This window comes from Thiorhodococcus drewsii AZ1 (genome assembly GCF_000224065.1).
GTDB classification, from domain to species: Bacteria; Pseudomonadota; Gammaproteobacteria; order Chromatiales; family Chromatiaceae; genus Imhoffiella; species Imhoffiella drewsii.
In genome coordinates this window covers 57,084-73,941 of the sequence record NZ_AFWT01000002.1, presented here as the reverse complement: position 1 = coordinate 73,941, position 16,858 = coordinate 57,084, and the positions used below count along the sequence as shown (strand labels likewise).

Sequence of the window (16,858 nt, the reverse complement as noted above, 5' to 3'; positions counted from 1 at the left end):
TTCAGGCCCGCTTTCGGTCTCGGAAAGGGCGTCGAGGGGAGAATCGATCGCCGACAGCGGCTGCCGTCGGCGATCGAAGGGGGCTTATCAGAGCGTCTTGGCTTGTTCGGCCAGATAGATCCAGGTGTCGATCACCGTGTCGGGATTGAGCGAGATGCTGCTGATGCCTTCCTTGAGCAGCCAGTCGGCGAAGTCCTTGTGGTCGGACGGTCCCTGACCGCAAATGCCGACGTACTTATCCTTAGCGCGGCAAGCGGCGATGGCCATCGACAGCATCTTCTTTACCGCCGGGTCGCGCTCGTCGAAGTGTTCGGCGACCAGGCTGGAGTCGCGGTCCAGACCCAGGGTGAGCTGAGTCATATCGTTGGATCCGATCGAGAAGCCGTCGAAGTATTCGAGGAACTCATCGGCCAGCACGGCGTTGGACGGCAGCTCGCACATCATGATGAGGCGCAGTCCGTTCTTGCCGCGCTCCAGACCCTGTGCCGCCAATGCCTCGCTGACCGCCTTGGCCTGACCCAGGGTGCGCACGAAGGGGATCATGATCTCGACGTTGGTCAAACCCATGTCGTCGCGCACGCGCTTGAGTGCCTCGCACTCCATCTCGAAGCAGTCCTTGAAGTTCTCCGCCACGTAGCGACCGGCGCCACGGAAGCCGATCATGGGGTTCTCTTCCTCGGGTTCGTAGCGCGGGCCGCCGATGAGGTTGGCGTACTCGTTGGACTTGAAGTCCGACATGCGCACGATGACCGTGTTGGGCGTGAAGGCTGCGGCCAGCGTCGAGATACCCTCGGCCAGTTTGGTGACGTAGAACTCGCGCGGACTCGGGTAGGCGGCGATGCGCGGTGCGATCTCGGCCTTGAGGTCGGCGGGGAGCTGGTCGAATTCGAGCAGCGCCTTGGGGTGAATGCCGATCATGTTGTTGATGATGAATTCGAGACGCGCCAGACCGACGCCAGCGTTCGGCGTGGCCGAGAAGGCGAAGGCGCGGTCGGGGTTGCCGACGTTCATCATGATCTTGACCGGGATCTCGGGCATGGCGGTGAGTTCGACCGTCTTGTAGTCGAACTCCAGCATGCCGTCGTAGATGTAGCCGGTGTCGCCCTCGGCGCAGCTGACGGTGACCTCCTGTCCGTCCTTGACCACGTCGGTGGCGTTGTTGCAGCCGACCACGGCGGGCACGCCCAGCTCGCGGGCGATGATGGCTGCATGGCAGGTGCGACCGCCACGGTTGGTGACGATGGCGGCAGCGCGCTTCATGACCGGTTCCCAGTCCGGGTCGGTCATGTCGGTGATGAGCACATCGCCGGCCTCGACCTTATGCATGTCGGCAATGCTTTCGACGATACGCGCCTTGCCTGCGCCGATACGGCTGCCGATGCTGCGCCCGTTGGTCAGGACCGGTCCCTTCTGTCGCAGCATATAGCGCTCGATGACGTTACCGGTGCGGCTCTGGACCGTCTCGGGACGGGCCTGGACGACATAGATCTTGCCGTCGGTGCCGTCCTTCGCCCATTCGACGTCCATCGGTCGACCATAGTGCTGCTCGATCTGGATCGCCTGCTTGGCCAGCTCCTCGATCTCGGCGTCGGTGATGCTGAACAGGGGACGCATCTCTTCCGGGACCGGCTCGGTCTTGACGTAGGAGTCGGCGCCCGGCGCGTTGTAGACCATGCGGATGGCCTTGTCGCCGACGGTGCGGCGCAGGATGGCCGGCCGGCCGGCCTGAAGCGTGGGCTTGTGGACGTAGAACTCGTCCGGGTTGACCGCGCCCTGGACCACCATCTCACCCAGGCCGTAGCTGGAGGTGATGAAGACGGCGTCGCGGAAGCCGGACTCGGTGTCGAGCGTGAACATGACGCCCGAGGCGGCCAGGTCGCTGCGCACCATGCGCTGGATGCCGGCGGACAGGGCGACGTGGCGATGCTCGAAGCCTTGGTGAACGCGATAGGCGATGGCGCGGTCGTTGAACAGGGAGGCGAAGACCTCCTTGATCCGGTATTTGATGTTGTCGATGCCCTGGACGTTGAGGAAGGTTTCCTGCTGGCCGGCGAAAGAGGCGTCCGGCAGGTCCTCGGCGGTGGCCGACGAGCGCACGGCCCAGGATACCGCATCGGTTCCGGCCTCGGCGGTCAGTTTCTCGTAGGCGGCGTTGATGGCGGCATCCAGTTCGGGCGGGAAGGGCTGCTCCATGACCCAGCCGCGAATGCGTGGGCCGGCTTCGGCTAGCGCGGTGACGTCTTCCACGTCCAGCGCATCCAGAACCGATTGGATGCGTTCGTCCAGCCCGTCGCGTGCGAGAAAGTCGCGATAGGCGTCGGCTGTGGTCGCAAAACCGCCAGGGACTTGTACCCCGAGATGAGTTAGATTTTGGATCATCTCGCCGAGGGAGGCGTTCTTACCTCCAACGATGGGTACGTCGTTCATCCCAAGGTCGCTCAGCCAGCGGACGTAGTCGGTCATCGTGTTCGTTCTCCGGTCGCTAAAATTCGTAAGGTCATCTTGTGAGATCATGCGGCGCTCGGCGGGACGCCGACGGCGTACGCCCGTATTGGGGCGATTCGGCTGAGGCGATTGCAGAGGCGGGGGCGTAGCCGCGAGCGTTTAGCGCTGGTTGGTTGATAACGCCGCTAAACAACCGTGAAAATATAGCGCACGGAGGTGCTGGGCGTCCTCGGGCTGACTCAATCTTGAGGATTAATGAAACCGACACATGACCTGGAGCATTCAGCGAACGGTTTGTCGGATGTGGATCTTGGTCTCTTCGCGCGGGTGCTCGAATCTCACGATCTCGCTTGAACCGAATCGCCCGTTCAGGCAGCCTAGGAAGGCTTAGCTGATTGCAAGCAATTTTTCAATTTATCGTTATCCGAACATGAGGATGCACCTAATGAATGAAGTCGTGGCTGGTCGTTTTGCTAAATTCAAGGCCATGCTGGATGAGTACAATGCGGGCGTAACCGTCGTCGCTGTCTGGGCGCTGTTGATGGTTCTGGGTGGGATCTACACAGTTTCTCATGAGGTTCTCGTCGTTAATCGTGGGTCGCTCGATCAGGCCCAGGTTTCGGCGAACCTGGCCCGGGTTGGTGAAGTGGCGCTGGTTCAGCCAGCGGCGCCGGCTGAGCCTGCCAAGGCTGAGGCTGCTCCGGCTGCTGAGCCTACCGAGGCTGAGGCCGCTCCGGCTGCTGAGTCTGCCGAGGCTGAGGCTGCTCCGGCTGCCGAGTCTGCCGAGGCTGAAGCTGCTCCGGCTGCCGAGTCTGCCGAGGCTGAAGCTGCTCCGGCTGCCGAGTCTGCCGAGGCTGAAGCTGCTCCGGCTGCCGAGTCTGCCGAGGCTGAGGCTGCTCCGGCTGCTGAGCCTACCGAGGCTGAGGCTGCTCCGGCTGCTGAGCCTGCCGAGGCTGAGGCTGCTCCGGCTGCTGAGCCTGCCGAGGCTGAGGCCGCTCCGGCTGCCGAGTCTGCCGAGGCTGACGCTGCTCCGGCTGCTGAGCCTGTCAAGGCTGAGGCTGCTCCCGCGCAGGCTGCACCGATCGCTCGGCCGATGCCCGCGTGGATGCGTCACATGGCTCCGTTGAACTAAGCGCCGAGCTTGAAGTCGGGTCGCGCCGCGAATGCAGTGCGACCCGATCCGTCACTTCCCTGAATCTGCTGTTGGACGTTTGGCGTCACTCTTCACGTCATTTGTCCACATTCCTGATCGTTGCCCCTGCGTGCGGTCTGAACGAGCGTCCGGCGCGTATCAGGCCTCTTTTCGTTTCCGTCCTTGATGTGCAGGTCCTTGGCTATGTGGATCCGCTGGCGCTCGACGGTTGTTCTACTCTTCGTCATTGCCGCCTTCGGCGCGCGGTCCACGCTGGCCGGTTGCCGTTCGGGCGATGAACTGACGATTCTTCATTTCAATGATTTCCACGGTCAACTGGAGCCCTTCCGGGATCTGGATGGCCAGGCATTCCGGGGAGGTCTCGCGCGTCTGGCCGAGGTGGTCACTCGGGTGCGCGCGGAGGATTCCGGACGTCCGGTTCTGCTGCTGTTCGCGGGGGATCTGTTGCAGGGAACCCTGACCTCGACCCTTTTTCAGGGTGTGCCCGATGTGCTGATGTTCGATCGGATGGGCCTCGACGCAGCGGTCATGGGAAATCACGAATTCGACTATGGGCTGGACGTTTTCCGTCGTTTGGCGGGGCAGGTGGGATTTCCCTTTCTTGCTGCGAACGTGCGTGTCGTCCCCGAGCCGCTGCCGACCCCTGATTCGATTCTGTTGGACGAGGAGGGCATCAAGGTTGCCGTGGTCGGTCTCGTCACACCCGAACTGCTGCTGACGACCCATCCGCGCAACAGTGTTGGGGTGAAGGTCGAGGATCCGGTCGCCGTGGCGCGTCGGCTGGTGCCGAAGTTGCGCGATCGGGCCGATCTGGTCGTGGTGCTCTCTCATCTAGGGCTGGCCCAGGACAGACGTCTGGCCGACTCGGTGGGGGGGATCGACCTCATCGTCGGTGGTCACAACCATCATGTGCTGCAGCAGCCGGTCGTCCAGTCCGGTGTGCCCATCCTGCAGGCTGGCGAGCGTGGCGAGTGGCTCGGCCGGATGGATCTGGTGTGTCGAGATGGGGCGATGCGTCAGGGGGGCTATCGTCTGATTCCGATCGAGGCGAGTCTGCCCGAGGATCCGGAGATGGCGCGTGAGATCGCGCGGATCGTCGATCAGGCGGAGGCCGGTCTGGGCGAGGAGATTGGTGAGACCCGGGTCGATCTGAGCGCCCGGCGCGGGGATATTCGACGTGGCGAGGCGGTCTTCGGCGATTTCCTGGCCGACCTGGCGCGTTCCGAGACGGGCTCGGATGTCGCCTTTTTCAACGCCGGTGGCTTTCGTGCCGACATTCCGCGTGGACGCATTTCGCTCAAGCAGATCTATCAGGCGTTTCCGTTCAGGAACGAACTGGTCGTGGGGCGGTTGAGCGGAAGGCAGATCCTCGATGCCCTGGAGCGTAGCGCTTCCATGGATCCCGAGGATAGCCCCGGGGGCTTTCTGCAGGTCTCTGGGGTGCGTTACGAGATCGCTGGGCGCGATCTCAGGTCTGCTTCTATCGCGGGTCGGCCCATCGATCCGGGTCGGCTCTATTCTGTCGTGGTGTCGGACTTTCTGGCGGCGGGTGGCGACGGCTATGCCGTCTTTACGGCGATGGTCGAACCGGTGATGACCGGTCGGCTGATTTCGGACCTGCTCATCCAGGCCATCCGTAAGCAGGGTGTGATCGCTCCGCGTCTCGACGGGCGGATTCGGCGCGTTGGGGATCAGGCTGTACCTTGAGGCTTGCTCCGAGTCAGTGGTTGCGTCTGGCGACGATCCAGTGTTCCAGTGTTTTCAGAATGGGGGCGATCGCTGGCGGTTGCGGGTCTCCGCTTCGGGCACGCAGCAGTATCCTTCGGTGAGAGCCCTCGACGAGGATCGGTGGATCTGCGTTCGGAAGGCTGAGCGATGCGCGCGTTACGACCCCGTCACCCAGCCCCTTGTCGAGACTGGACCACCAGTCGCCCAGTCGTTTCGTCAACTCGTCCGATCCAAGTTCGCCCCCGATGGTTGCGATGCTCTGTTCCATCGTTTCCGTGGGTCGGATCAGGCGTCCTCCGATCAGTTGGATGGGGATTTCTGCCGGCCAGGGTCGGGCGTTGAGTGCTTCGAGGAAATCGCTTCCGGGTCGCAGGTCGATTTTCGCCTCCCCGGTTCCGTCGCGTAGTGCTGAGAAGAGTGAGAAGCGCCGCTCGCGCTCGCCGCTCAGGTGATCGCGCAATTCCAGCCAGACACGCAATCGCGCCCACTCTGACCCATGATTTGGGGTGCCGACCAGAATGACTCCGAGAAGAGGGGCGCTTTGCACGTGTGTCGCTCCGGCGCTTGGTGTCAGCCAGGTCGTCACGAAGTCACGGATCACCAGTCCGCCCATGCTGTGTCCGATCAGTGCGATGGGCAGGTCCTTTGGGAGCTGCGGCCAGAGTTTCGCCAGGTATCGGGTGCTCTGATCGACGCCCTGATCGTTCGGATAGCGGAACTCCCAGACGCTCAGGCCCGCCTTGTCGAGTGCGGGAATGAGGTCGTCCCAGATTGTGCCTGGCTCGTCCAGCCCGTGAACCAGCAGAACCCGTGCAGGCGTTTCGGGGGTTGCGGGGCGTCGTTCGATGAGCCCATACCAGCTATCCCGCTCGATCGACATGGACTCTGGAAAGAGCTGTTCGAGTTGCTGATGGACGAAGACGCGCAGTGCCCGCTCTTGGCGAGGATGAGCCTCGGCCCACCAGGTCCATCCCAGGGTGACGGCCCCGATCGCGAGGATGCTGATCGCCGTCAGTCGTCGCCATCCGAGGCGTCCGATCGGGCTTCTGGGTGTGGGGGGATGCGTGTGCATGGTGCGTTGGCTCGGGCGGGATTCTCGGGAACACATGGAATAACGGCGAGGGCGTCGATATCAGCGATCGGTCACAGGAAGAGGCGTCGCATCTCTGTGTCTGGGCTGCTGCGCTCCCACATCTGCTCGAAATCCATCCGCAGTAGGCGCGACTCCTGGGGGTTGTCGAAATCGGCGACGGCCTCCATGGTATCGGCCAGACGCCGTCGGATATAGCCGCGCTCGTCCGCGATCAGGAAGGCGTCGAGCCGTTCGCGGTCGTCCTCGCAGACGCGCTGGATGGCGATGCGGGAGGTGAGCTTTCGGCTTAACTCGATCAGACGATGACCGGCGCCTGTCGCCTTGCGTGTGTCGAACAGAAGAATCCGAACGCAGATCGACGGGCGATGCAGGGCGAGCCGTCTGACGCCATCGAGAAATGGTTGGCTGTCATAGAGTTGGGGGTCGAGGTCTCGTCCGAACAGTACGAGCTCTCGGCGCGATTGGCTTGCCATAAGGGCGCTGGCATGTCGGATCAGATTGCTTCGATCGAGCGTCATCGGCCCTTTCGAGGCCCCGAGGATGCGGTCGTCAAAAGCGGACTCTAGCTGCATGGATCGGTTCCGGGTGAAAACATTGAGATGGGCGGTTGTTGCCGATATCTGAAAATGTCTGCTGTTGGCCGCCGCTTCAATGCCCTGTTTGCCGGGTCTGTTGTGAAATGGTCACGGCTTTCAATGCCGGTTCGTGTGCGCCGAAGGCCGCTGTTAGCTCGGCTGTTCGGCTGTTTGTTGTATTGGGATAACGATCGTTGCAAATATACATCTAAACTATAAAAAAGTTGCACTTATGTTCCTGTTGTGGGCTAAAATGTCTGTGTCCCAGAGCGGTCGATCCATCGCCGCCCGCACCCAATTATTTTGGATTTCAGTTTCGGGAGAGCGGAATTGCGGCGCTAAAGAAAAAAATCACGACGCTGTTGTTTTTTACTGACGTGCATTTCAGCGATAAGCCAGGATTCCCGATTCGATCCTCTCCACCCACCTGAACAGGAAACGAAAGATGCGCAAACAAAAGAACACTTTACGCCTTGCCTCGCTGGCGGCTCCGTTCGCGGTGGCGGCGGTGCTGGCTGCCCCCATGGCCGTTGCAGGCGACTACAACAACGAGCATTTCTGGTCGGCCAAGCCGGAAGGCACCGCTTGGGTCACCAATTACGGCGAGTGCTGGCAGAGTCTGCACGGCCCGAACGATCTGGAGCCTTGCGTGGCCCCTGCTCCGGTTCCGAAGGAATTCAACGTTCGTCTGAACTTCGAGTTCGACAAGTACCGGCTCGAGAACATCGTCAACGATGGCGAACTGCAGCGTCTCGACAACTACATCGCACAGGTCAACGATACCCCGGTGCGCGAGAAGATCTCCCTGGTCGGTCACACCGATGCCAAGGGTTCCGAGGCCTACAACTATCAGCTGGGCATGCGTCGTGCCGAGACCGTGCATGACTACATGATCAGCCGTGGTATTCCTTCCGAGGACATCATGTCCGTCGAGAGCCGTGGTGAGCTCGACATGCTGCCTGGCGTCGACATCTACTCCGTCGAGCAGCGTCGCGTGACCATCAAGGCCGATTACGAAGGTTGATCTTCGGTGAAACTGGAGGCCGCTGCGCACGCTGCATCCTCTGCGGCGTGGCATAGGCCTCCAGCTCGGCGCTCCCTTATGTCAGTCACCAGCGCCAGAATAAATCTCGCACTACATTCCCGATTTTTTGGTATTGGGGTCGCTTAAGACCCGGTGCCAACTCAGGTCCAGTGAGCCTCACCCCCCCGACCGAGGCTTGTGGTAAGGCCGATCATGCCTTGGCATGATCGGCCTTTTTTATTGCGCTCGAAATATCGATCGCGCTCGACTTTGGGCCGAGGTCGATCTTTTCCGCTGAGGGTCGGGATCTGTCAGATCTCGCGCGCCAGTCGAGCGGCCTCGCCCAGATAGGTGGCCGGCGTCATGGCGGCGAGCTGGGCCTTGGCCTCGGCGGGGATGTCGAGCTTGTCCACGAACTCGGCGAGCTGCTGCGGGCCGACGCGGTGTCCGCGCGTCAGTTCCTTGAGCTTCTCGTAGGGCGATTCGACGCCATAGCGGCGCATCACCGTCTGGATGGGCTCGGCCAGCACCTCCCAATTGGCATCCAGGTCGGCGGCGAGACGCTCCGGATCCGCCTCCAGCTTGCCGATGCCACGCATGGCCGAGGCGAGTGCGATCTGGGTATGGGCCACGCCGACGCCGAGGTTGCGCAGCACGGTGGAATCGGTCAGGTCGCGCTGCCAGCGCGAGATGGGCAGCTTGCGGCCCAGGTGCTCCAGCACGGCGTTGGCGATCCCGAGGTTGCCCTCGGCGTTCTCGAAGTCGATCGGATTGACCTTGTGCGGCATGGTCGAGGAGCCCACCTCGCCGGCGACGGTGCGTTGCTTGAAGAAGCCGGCCGAGATATAGCCCCAGACGTCGCGACAGAAGTCGATCAGGATGATGTTGAAGCGGGCGATGGCGTCGAAGAGTTCGGCCATGTAGTCGTGCGGCTCGATCTGGGTCGTGTAGGGATTCCAAGTCAGGCCGAGGGACTCGACGAACTCCTGCGAGAAGGCGGCCCAGTCGATCTCCGGATAGGCGGCGCGATGGGCGTTGTAGTTGCCGACGGCGCCGTTGATCTTGCCCAGCAGGGCGACCTCGGCCACGCGCGCGCGCTGGGCGCGAAGCCGTTGGACCACGTTGGCCATCTCCTTGCCGAGCGTCGTCGGCGTTGCCGGCTGGCCGTGGGTGCGCGAGAGCATGGGGATATCGGCGTAGCGATGCGCCAGGTCACGGATTGCCTCGACGACCTGATCCATCTGCGGGAGCAGCTGTTCGTCCCGGCCGGCCCGGATCATGAGCCCGTGCGAGAGGTTGTTGATGTCCTCGGAGGTGCAGGCGAAGTGGATGAACTCGCCGACGTGGGCCAGTTCGGCAGTGTCCGCGATGCGTTCCTTGAGGAAATATTCGACCGCCTTGACGTCATGGTTGGTGGTGCGCTCGATCTCCTTGATGCGCTGGGCATGGCTGAGATCGAAGTCGGCGACGATCTGGTCAAGCAGCCGGTTGGCCTCGTCCGAGAACGGCGGGACCTCGGTGATCTGGGGATGGCGAGCCAATGCCTGGAACCAGCGCACCTCCACCTGGACGCGGCAGCGAATGAGTCCGTATTCGCTGAAGATGGCCCGCAGATCGGCGGTTTTGGACGCATAGCGTCCGTCCACCGGGGACACGGCGGTGAGGGTGGATAGCTCCATCGGCATGGATTGCTCCGGATTTTTCATGATCGTGATGGGTTGGGGCCGGCCACTGTAGGCTCTAGCCTCGATTCGGAAAGGGTTGAAGGCTGCCCCAGGATGTGCGGGAAAGCAAGAAGAAGGGGGGCTTGCTACCTGTTGCGGTCAGGCCACGAAATAAGCGGGCACTCCCGGATCGGGTAACGGCTGGCTGGGGACGCCGTAAATCCATCCCTGGAGGCTTGACGACGGCATCCATGCCGTCGACACCCCTGCCAGCCGTCACCCGACCCTCTGTCGGGAGCCAGGCCTCGAACCGGCGTTTGAGTAGGGCGCAATCGCGAATGCCTATTGCGCCGAATGGCTCGAAACCCTCTTAGACCGCCAGCTTGCGCAGGACGTAGTGCAGGATGCCCCCGTTGCGGTAGTAGTCCACCTCGTTCGGGGTGTCGATACGGACCTTGGCCGTGAAGCTCTTGACCGAGCCGTCGGCGGCGGTCGCCTTGACATCGACCTGCTTGGCCTCGCCGTTCTGCAGTCCGACGATGTCGAAGCGTTCGGTACCGGTCAGGCCGAGCGACTGGGCGCTGTCGCCATTGATGAACTCGAGCGGCAGGATGCCCATGCCGACCAGGTTGGAGCGGTGGATGCGCTCGTAGCTTTCGGCGATGACCGCGCGCACGCCCAACAGGCGTGGACCCTTGGCCGCCCAGTCGCGCGAGGAGCCCGAGCCGTATTCCTTGCCGGCGACGACGATGGCCGGGGTGCCCTCGGCCTGGTACTTCATGGCCGCATCATAGATGGACATCTGTTCGCCGCTGGGCTGATGCAGGGTCACGCCGCCCTCGGTGCCCGGCGCCATGAGGTTGCGCAGCCGGATGTTGGCGAAGGTGCCGCGCATCATCACCTCGTGATTGCCGCGACGCGAGCCTAGGCTGTTGAAGTCCTTGGGATCCACACCCTTCTCGATCAGGTACTTGCCAGCTGGCGAGTCGGGCTTGATGGCGCCGGCCGGGGAGATGTGGTCGGTGGTGATGGAGTTGCCGAGCAGCGCCAAACAGCGTGCGCCCTCGATGTCGCTCACCGGTGCCACGTCCAGGCTCATGCCCTGGAAGTAGGGCGGATTCTGGATGTAGGTGGAGTCTGCCGGCCAGTCGTAGGTCTGGGTCTCGGCGGCGGCCAGGGATTGCCAGCGCGCATCGCCGCTGAAGACGTCGGCATAGGCGGTGGTGTACTCGGCCGGGGTGACGAACTCGGAGATTGCCTGGTTCACCTCGTCTTGGTTCGGCCAGATGTCCTTGAGATAGACGGGGTTGCCGTTCGCGTCCTTGGTCAAGGGGTCATTGAAGGGATCAATGTCGATACGACCGGCGATGGCGTAGGCGACGACCAGCGGCGGGCTGGCCAGATAGTTCATGCGCACCTCGGCGTGCACCCGGCCCTCGAAGTTACGGTTACCCGAGAGGATGGACACGGCGCAGAGGTCGTTGGCGGCGATGGCCTTGGAGATCGGCTCGGGCAGTGGGCCGGTGTTGCCGATACAGACGGTACAGCCGTAGCCGACGTTGTGGAAACCGAGCGACTTGAGCGGTTCGGTTAGTCCGGCGCGATCCAGATAGCGGGTAACCGCCATGGAGCCGGGGCCGAACGCGGTCTTGACCCAGGGTGCGCGCTTGAGGCCCATGGCGGCGGCCTTTTTGGCGACCAGGCCGGCGGCAATCAGCACGCTTGGGTTGGAGGTGTTGGTGCAGGAGGTGATGGCGGCGACCACGATGGAGCCGTCGGAGATCTCGACCTCCTGGCCATCGACGACGGCCTTGGCCGCTCCCTTGGTCGGGATGTTGCGCTCCTGCTTGAGCGCGTCCAGGGCGGCCGGGAAGTGGGTCGCCATGTCGGACAGGGGCACGCGATCCTGCGGACGCTTGGGGCCGGCGAGCGAGGGGACCACATCGCCCAGATCGAGTTCGAGCGTCTCGGAGTATTCCGCCTCGGGTGCGTCGGCGGTGTGCCACACGCCCTGCGCCTTACAGTAGGCCTCGACTAGGGCGATCTGCTCCTCGCTGCGGCCGGTCAGGCGCAGATAGTCGAGCGTGATCTGGTCGATCGGGAAGAGGCCGCAGGTGGCGCCGTACTCGGGACCCATGTTGGAGATGGTATTGCGCTCGCCCATCGGCAGGGTGCTGATGGCCGGGCCGTAGAACTCGACGAACTTGCCGACCACACCGTGCTGGCGCAGACGTTCGACGATGGTGAGCACCAGGTCGGTTGCGGTGACGCCTTCCTTGAGGGTGCCGGTCAGCTTGAAGCCGACGACCTTGGGCACGAGCATGGAGATCGGTTGACCCAGCATGGAGGCCTCGGCCTCGATGCCGCCGACACCCCAGCCCAGCACGCCGATGCCGTTGACCATGGTGGTGTGCGAGTCGGTGCCGACGCAGGTGTCGAAGTAGGCCTGGGTCTTGCCGTCGAGCGGCTTGGGGAAGATGACGCGCGAGAGATACTCGACGTTGACCTGATGGACGATGCCGGTGTCGGGCGGCACGACCTTGAAGCCGTCGAGCGCGTTCTGGCCCCATTTGAGGAACTGGTAGCGCTCCTTGTTGCGGCTGAATTCGAGCTCGGCGTTGAGGCCGAAGGCGGAATCCGAGCCGAAGTGGTCGACCTGGACCGAGTGGTCGATGACGAGCTCTGCCGGCTGCAGCGGATTGATCTTGCGCGGATCGCCGCCGAGCGCGGCCATGGCGTCGCGCATGGCGGCCAGGTCGACCACGGCGGGCACGCCGGTGAAGTCCTGCATCAGCACGCGGGCGGGGCGGTACTGGATCTCCTTGGCAGGGTCCGCCTGGGAGTCCCACTGACCGAAGAATTCGATGTCCTGGCGCGTGACGGTCACGCCATCCTCGTTCCGGAGCAGATTCTCGAGCAGGATCTTCAGCGAGTAGGGCAGACGTTCGGCACCGGGAACGGCGTCGAGCTTGAAGATTTCGTAATCCTGACCTGCGACGTGTAAGTTGGTCTTGGCGTTGAAGCTGTTGGGCATCTAATAAGGCTCCGGACTGGTTCGCGTGATTCGGTGCAACCCGAAATTTTACCGTTCTACTCGGTTGTACGCCACATGCTGCGGTGCAATAGGTCCAGGTGTTTATTTCGAGACCCTGATGCCCGCCGTCCATCAGGCCGCTTGCGCGGCGAGATAGCGTCGGGCATCCGCTAGAATCTGTCTGTTTTTGAACAGGATCTGCCAGCGCGATCCGCCGACCTGACGCCAAAGCACGGCGGATCTCACACCGGCGAGCAGCAGTGCCCGGATACGGTTCTGATTGTCGGGGCTTCGCAGATGGAGCGATTCGCCGCGGATGATGATGCGGGGTTCGAGTCTGCTGAGCGTCTCGCTGTAGAGTTCGGCGAAATGGGCTAGCAGATTGGCATGCAGCGGTCCGAAATGTTCCTGCTTGACCTTGGCTTCGGCGATTCCTTCGCTGAGGCGATCCAGCAGTTTCGGCCGTTGGGTCAGGCTGCGTTCCAACTTGATCAGCTGTACGACATAGCGGGTCAGCTCCAGGTTGCGCTCCGGTTGGCCCGTCAGTTGGGCGACCAGCTGACGCATTCCGCTCGCGACCGCGCCAGGCTCTCCGAAAACGGTCTCCACATTGGCGGCATCGATTTGGAAGAGGCTGTGGATGCTGGGTGCCATGGCATCCGCATCCGTGTCTCCCGTGCGCGCGATCTGTATAACGCAGGTGACGGCTTGATAGATGCCCGCGAGCGCGATGACGCGTTCTAGAGTGTCACGAGGCATTGGGTTTCAATCTCCAGCTGGGTTGACTCTAGCCCCATTTGAACGCGAAGCCGAGGTGAGCGCCAGATCTTGCTGGCGGCTGGATTGATGGTGGACATGGAATCGATGCATCTTGGTTAGGAGGTCATACTGCGCGCTCGATGACAGCACCGCCGAGACATTCGTCCCCATCGTAAAAGACGACCGACTGACCGGGTGTGATGGCGCGCTGAGGGGCGTCGAAACCGACGCGGCAGCCGGTCGCGTCGACCTCCAGCAGGGTACAGGGTTGCAGCGGTTGTCGGTGACGCAGCCTCGCACGGCATCGATAGGGTGTTTGAGGAGCCTGCCCACTGATCCAATGGGGTCTGAGCGCATGCAGCTCATTTGACATGAGCAGCGGATGCGCGTCGTCCTGCACGACCACCAGCCTGTTTTGGGCGACATCCTTTACGGCTACGTACCAAGGGGCCTCGCGGCCTCCCGCGATGCCGCCGATCCCCAGTCCCTGGCGCTGGCCGATGGTGTAATAGGCGAGTCCCTGATGTTCTCCGAGTTGGACGCCCTCGGGTGTTTCGATCGGGCCAGGGTCGCGCGGCAGGAATCGCTCCAGGAAGTCCTTGAACCGGCGTTCGCCGATGAAGCAGATCCCCGTGCTGTCCTTCTTCTGGGCATTTGCGAGTCCGAGGTCGCGGGCGATCCGCCGGACCTCGGGCTTGGTGATGTCCGCCAGCGGAAAGTATGCACTGGCAAGCTGGCTCTGGTTGAGAAGATGCAGGAAATAGGTTTGATCCTTGCCCTCGTCGGCGCAGCATCGCAGATGCTGGCCGTTCTCGTCTCGGGTCAGTCGCGCATAGTGACCCGTGGCGATCGCCTCGGCGCCGAGTCCCAGCGCATGATCGAGAAAGGCCGCGAATTTGATCTCCCGGTTGCAGAGCACGTCCGGATTAGGGGTACGCAGCGCGCGATACTCGGCGAGGAAATACTCGAAGACATGATCCCAGTATTCGGTCGCGAAATTCACCGTGTGGAGTCGGATATCGAGTCGTTCGGCCACTGCGCGGGCATCGGCCAGGTCCTCGGCGGCTGCGCAATAGCCTTCCTCGTCGTCCTCTTCCCAGTTCTTCATGAAGAGGGCTTCGACCTCATGTCCTTCTTCCTTGAGCAGGTGAGCGGCGACCGCCGAGTCGACGCCTCCTGAGAGTCCAACGATGATGCGGTGATGTGATGTGGTGCGGGTTTTGGATGTCATGAAAGGCGTCTAATGGAACTAGCCCCGAAAGCGGGGAGGGCGATCGTTGATGCGTTGGAGGGCGAGCATCCTGAGCCATGTATCGGGCGAGATCCAGCCTTGGTTCGAGGTTTGGATCCAAAGGTGCTTGGGTTCGTTTGTTTGAAGAATATATTAGAATAGTCTAATATATTCATATGGGTGGATGCCGCCCTTGTCTCGCCTCGTTCGGTTGCCCGTGTGACCCTGTTTCAATCCGATACGTATCATGGAGTTCCCCATCGTGAAAGCTCTAGCCATTCTCAAAGCTCTGACTCTGAGCGAGATTCTTTCGATCGCCATCGTTTTCGGCTTGCCCATGGTGTTCCTCTACGGACTCGTTTCCTGAAACGTTCGGCTGCGTCCGAAGGTCGTGTAGCTGTTCGTACCCTTCCGGCGCCCGACTGGTCTGCGACTCGAAGATAACCTCTTCGAGTCGTTTTGTTTTTAGAGTCCATTGGATGAATTCAAACTCGCCCCCCTCGCGTTTCTATCTTTTGCCCCATCGTTTGAAACGCCATCGAAATCGATCTGCTCCCTATTCTTTCAGACTCGATCCTAGTGCCGGTGCTTTTGGCGCGAGGTGTCCACGATTCCATTCGTTTGAGTATTTCAGTAAATTCAAATGAATGTGTGCTGCTTGGTTTTTGTATGGCTAATTAATCTTATGCTAATAAGCCAATCTCATTAAATATCATGCTTTATCATTGGTTTGTATTTATTAATGCGGTCGCATATTGATCTGCGTCAAATGACTTTTGGAGCCTCGCGTGCTTATATCTGTGTACGCTTGAGCTTTTGGGATGATGTTTCTCGAATCGTCCTTCCTCCATTTTCGGGTGAATCTGGATGAGGTGGGGTGGCGGAATTTTCGAACGTTTGCTTGATCGTTCTTGTTATTTCATTCGTATTTGTGGATTTATGCTGAGCGGCTTGGTTATTGATTTAATCAATGAGGTGCGGTTTCAGGTCGAAAATGACCTTGGCCGAAATTGGATGATCATCATTAGAAAGGACGACGGAGGATGCGATGACAACTGGAGAAACTCTGGGTGAGTTTCTAGGGCGCCAGGGCGTGAGTCGCAGGGCTTTTCTCAAGTTCTGCTCCGCCATGGCGTCGATGATGGCGTTGCCCGCCGCGAGCGTTTCGGCGCTGGCCGATGCGCTGGAACAGGCTCGCCGTCCCTCGGTGATCTGGCTTTCCTTTCAGGAGTGCACCGGATGCACCGAGGCGCTGACCCGCTCCAACACGCCGAGCATTGAAGGACTCATCTTCGATTTCATCTCGCTCGACTATCACCACACCCTGCAGGCGGCCTCCGGCGCGGCGGCGGAGGCCGCCCGCGAGGAGGCGATGCACGAGAACGCCGGTCAGTATCTGCTGCTGGTCGACGGGTCCATTCCCTCGGTCAAGGCCTATTCGACCATCGCCGGAATCAGCAATCTCGACATGCTGAAGGACAGCGCGGCGGGCGCTGCCGCGATCATTGCGATCGGGACCTGCGCGGCCTACGGGGGACTGCCCAAGGCGGCACCCAATCCCACGGGTGCGATGTCGGTGGAGGAAATCATCACGGATCGCCCGATCGTCAATATCCCCGGTTGTCCGCCGCTGCCGCTCGCCATCACGGGTCTGATCGCGCATTACCTGACGATGGGTTCCATGCCCGAGTTGGATCGGCTTGGGCGCCCGCTGGCCTTTTACGGCGAGAACATTCACGACCGCTGCTACCGCCGCCCCTTCTATGATCGGGGTCTGTTCGCGGAGACCTTCGACGATGAGGGTGCCCGTCGGGGCTGGTGTCTCTACAAATTGGGGTGCAAGGCCCCCGAGACCTACAACGCTTGCGCGCAGGTCAAATGGAATCAGGGAACGAGTTTCCCGATCCAGTCCGGGCACGGATGCATCGGTTGTTCCGAGCCGAATTTCTGGGACAAGGGCGGCATCTACGATTCGGTCGCCATGGGACAGTTCGGCAGCGGGCCGAAGATTGCGGTCGCGGCCTCGGTCGGGGCCGTTGCCGGCGCCGGTGCGGCGCTGCTCGCACGCGATAAGAAGCACAAAACAGAGACGAAGATGCATTCGGACGAATGACCCGAGCGCGGGTCGCATGCGTCCGGACGATTCATTCGT

The 16,858-nt window shown here is 61.7% G+C and carries 11 protein-coding genes; 4 read left to right on the top strand and 7 right to left on the bottom strand.

Features of this window, described 5'->3' with window-relative positions:
• Positions 1-87: 87 nt before the first annotated feature.
• Positions 88-2,463 (bottom strand): phosphoenolpyruvate synthase, encoded by a 2,376-nt coding sequence (gene ppsA, locus THIDRDRAFT_RS01630; RefSeq protein WP_007039041.1) that lies wholly within the window; start codon positions 2,461-2,463, stop codon positions 88-90.
• 427 nt (positions 2,464-2,890) lie between these two features.
• Between ppsA and THIDRDRAFT_RS26470 the strand changes: the two genes are divergently transcribed.
• Positions 2,891-3,577, top strand: a complete 687-nt coding sequence (locus THIDRDRAFT_RS26470) for a hypothetical protein (RefSeq protein WP_007039040.1) — start codon at positions 2,891-2,893, stop codon at positions 3,575-3,577.
• A 204-nt stretch (positions 3,578-3,781) separates the two neighbouring features.
• Positions 3,782-5,305 (top strand): bifunctional metallophosphatase/5'-nucleotidase, encoded by a 1,524-nt coding sequence (locus tag THIDRDRAFT_RS01620; protein ID WP_007039039.1) that lies wholly within the window; start codon positions 3,782-3,784, stop codon positions 5,303-5,305.
• Between the two features lie 13 nt (positions 5,306-5,318).
• Here the strand turns inward: THIDRDRAFT_RS01620 and THIDRDRAFT_RS01615 are convergent, their stop codons facing one another.
• On the bottom strand, positions 5,319-6,398 hold the full coding sequence (locus tag THIDRDRAFT_RS01615; protein WP_007039038.1) for an esterase/lipase family protein: 1,080 nt from the start codon (positions 6,396-6,398) through the stop codon (positions 5,319-5,321).
• Positions 6,399-6,469: 71 nt separating this feature from the next.
• Positions 6,470-6,991: a DUF7931 domain-containing protein gene (locus THIDRDRAFT_RS01610; RefSeq protein ID WP_007039037.1), complete on the bottom strand. Its 522-nt coding sequence runs from the start codon at positions 6,989-6,991 to the stop codon at positions 6,470-6,472.
• A gap of 448 nt (positions 6,992-7,439) precedes the next feature.
• Here THIDRDRAFT_RS01610 and THIDRDRAFT_RS01605 point away from each other — a divergent pair, with 448 nt between their 5' ends.
• Positions 7,440-8,018, top strand: coding sequence for an OmpA family protein (locus tag THIDRDRAFT_RS01605; protein ID WP_007039036.1), 579 nt, complete (start codon positions 7,440-7,442; stop codon positions 8,016-8,018).
• Between the two features lie 311 nt (positions 8,019-8,329).
• On the opposite strand, the gene purB is transcribed toward THIDRDRAFT_RS01605, so the two are convergent.
• From purB to mnmA, 4 genes are all read right to left on the bottom strand, one after another.
• Positions 8,330-9,697 (bottom strand): adenylosuccinate lyase, encoded by a 1,368-nt coding sequence (gene purB, locus THIDRDRAFT_RS01600; RefSeq protein WP_040843674.1) that lies wholly within the window; start codon positions 9,695-9,697, stop codon positions 8,330-8,332.
• Positions 9,698-10,052: 355 nt separating this feature from the next.
• The gene (acnA, locus tag THIDRDRAFT_RS01595; RefSeq protein WP_007039034.1) at positions 10,053-12,716 is read right to left on the bottom strand and encodes an aconitate hydratase AcnA; all 2,664 of its coding nucleotides are present in this window, start codon (positions 12,714-12,716) and stop codon (positions 10,053-10,055) included.
• Between the two features lie 132 nt (positions 12,717-12,848).
• Positions 12,849-13,475, bottom strand: coding sequence for a high frequency lysogenization protein HflD (hflD, locus tag THIDRDRAFT_RS01590; protein WP_007039033.1), 627 nt, complete (start codon positions 13,473-13,475; stop codon positions 12,849-12,851).
• Between the two features lie 124 nt (positions 13,476-13,599).
• A complete protein-coding gene (mnmA, locus tag THIDRDRAFT_RS01585; RefSeq protein WP_007039032.1) occupies positions 13,600-14,706 on the bottom strand; it encodes a tRNA 2-thiouridine(34) synthase MnmA in 1,107 nt (368 codons plus the stop codon).
• Between the two features lie 1,048 nt (positions 14,707-15,754).
• On the opposite strand from mnmA, the gene THIDRDRAFT_RS01580 reads away from it, so the two are divergent.
• Positions 15,755-16,819, top strand: coding sequence for a hydrogenase small subunit (locus THIDRDRAFT_RS01580; RefSeq protein WP_007039030.1), 1,065 nt, complete (start codon positions 15,755-15,757; stop codon positions 16,817-16,819).
• Positions 16,820-16,858 lie beyond the last annotated feature (39 nt).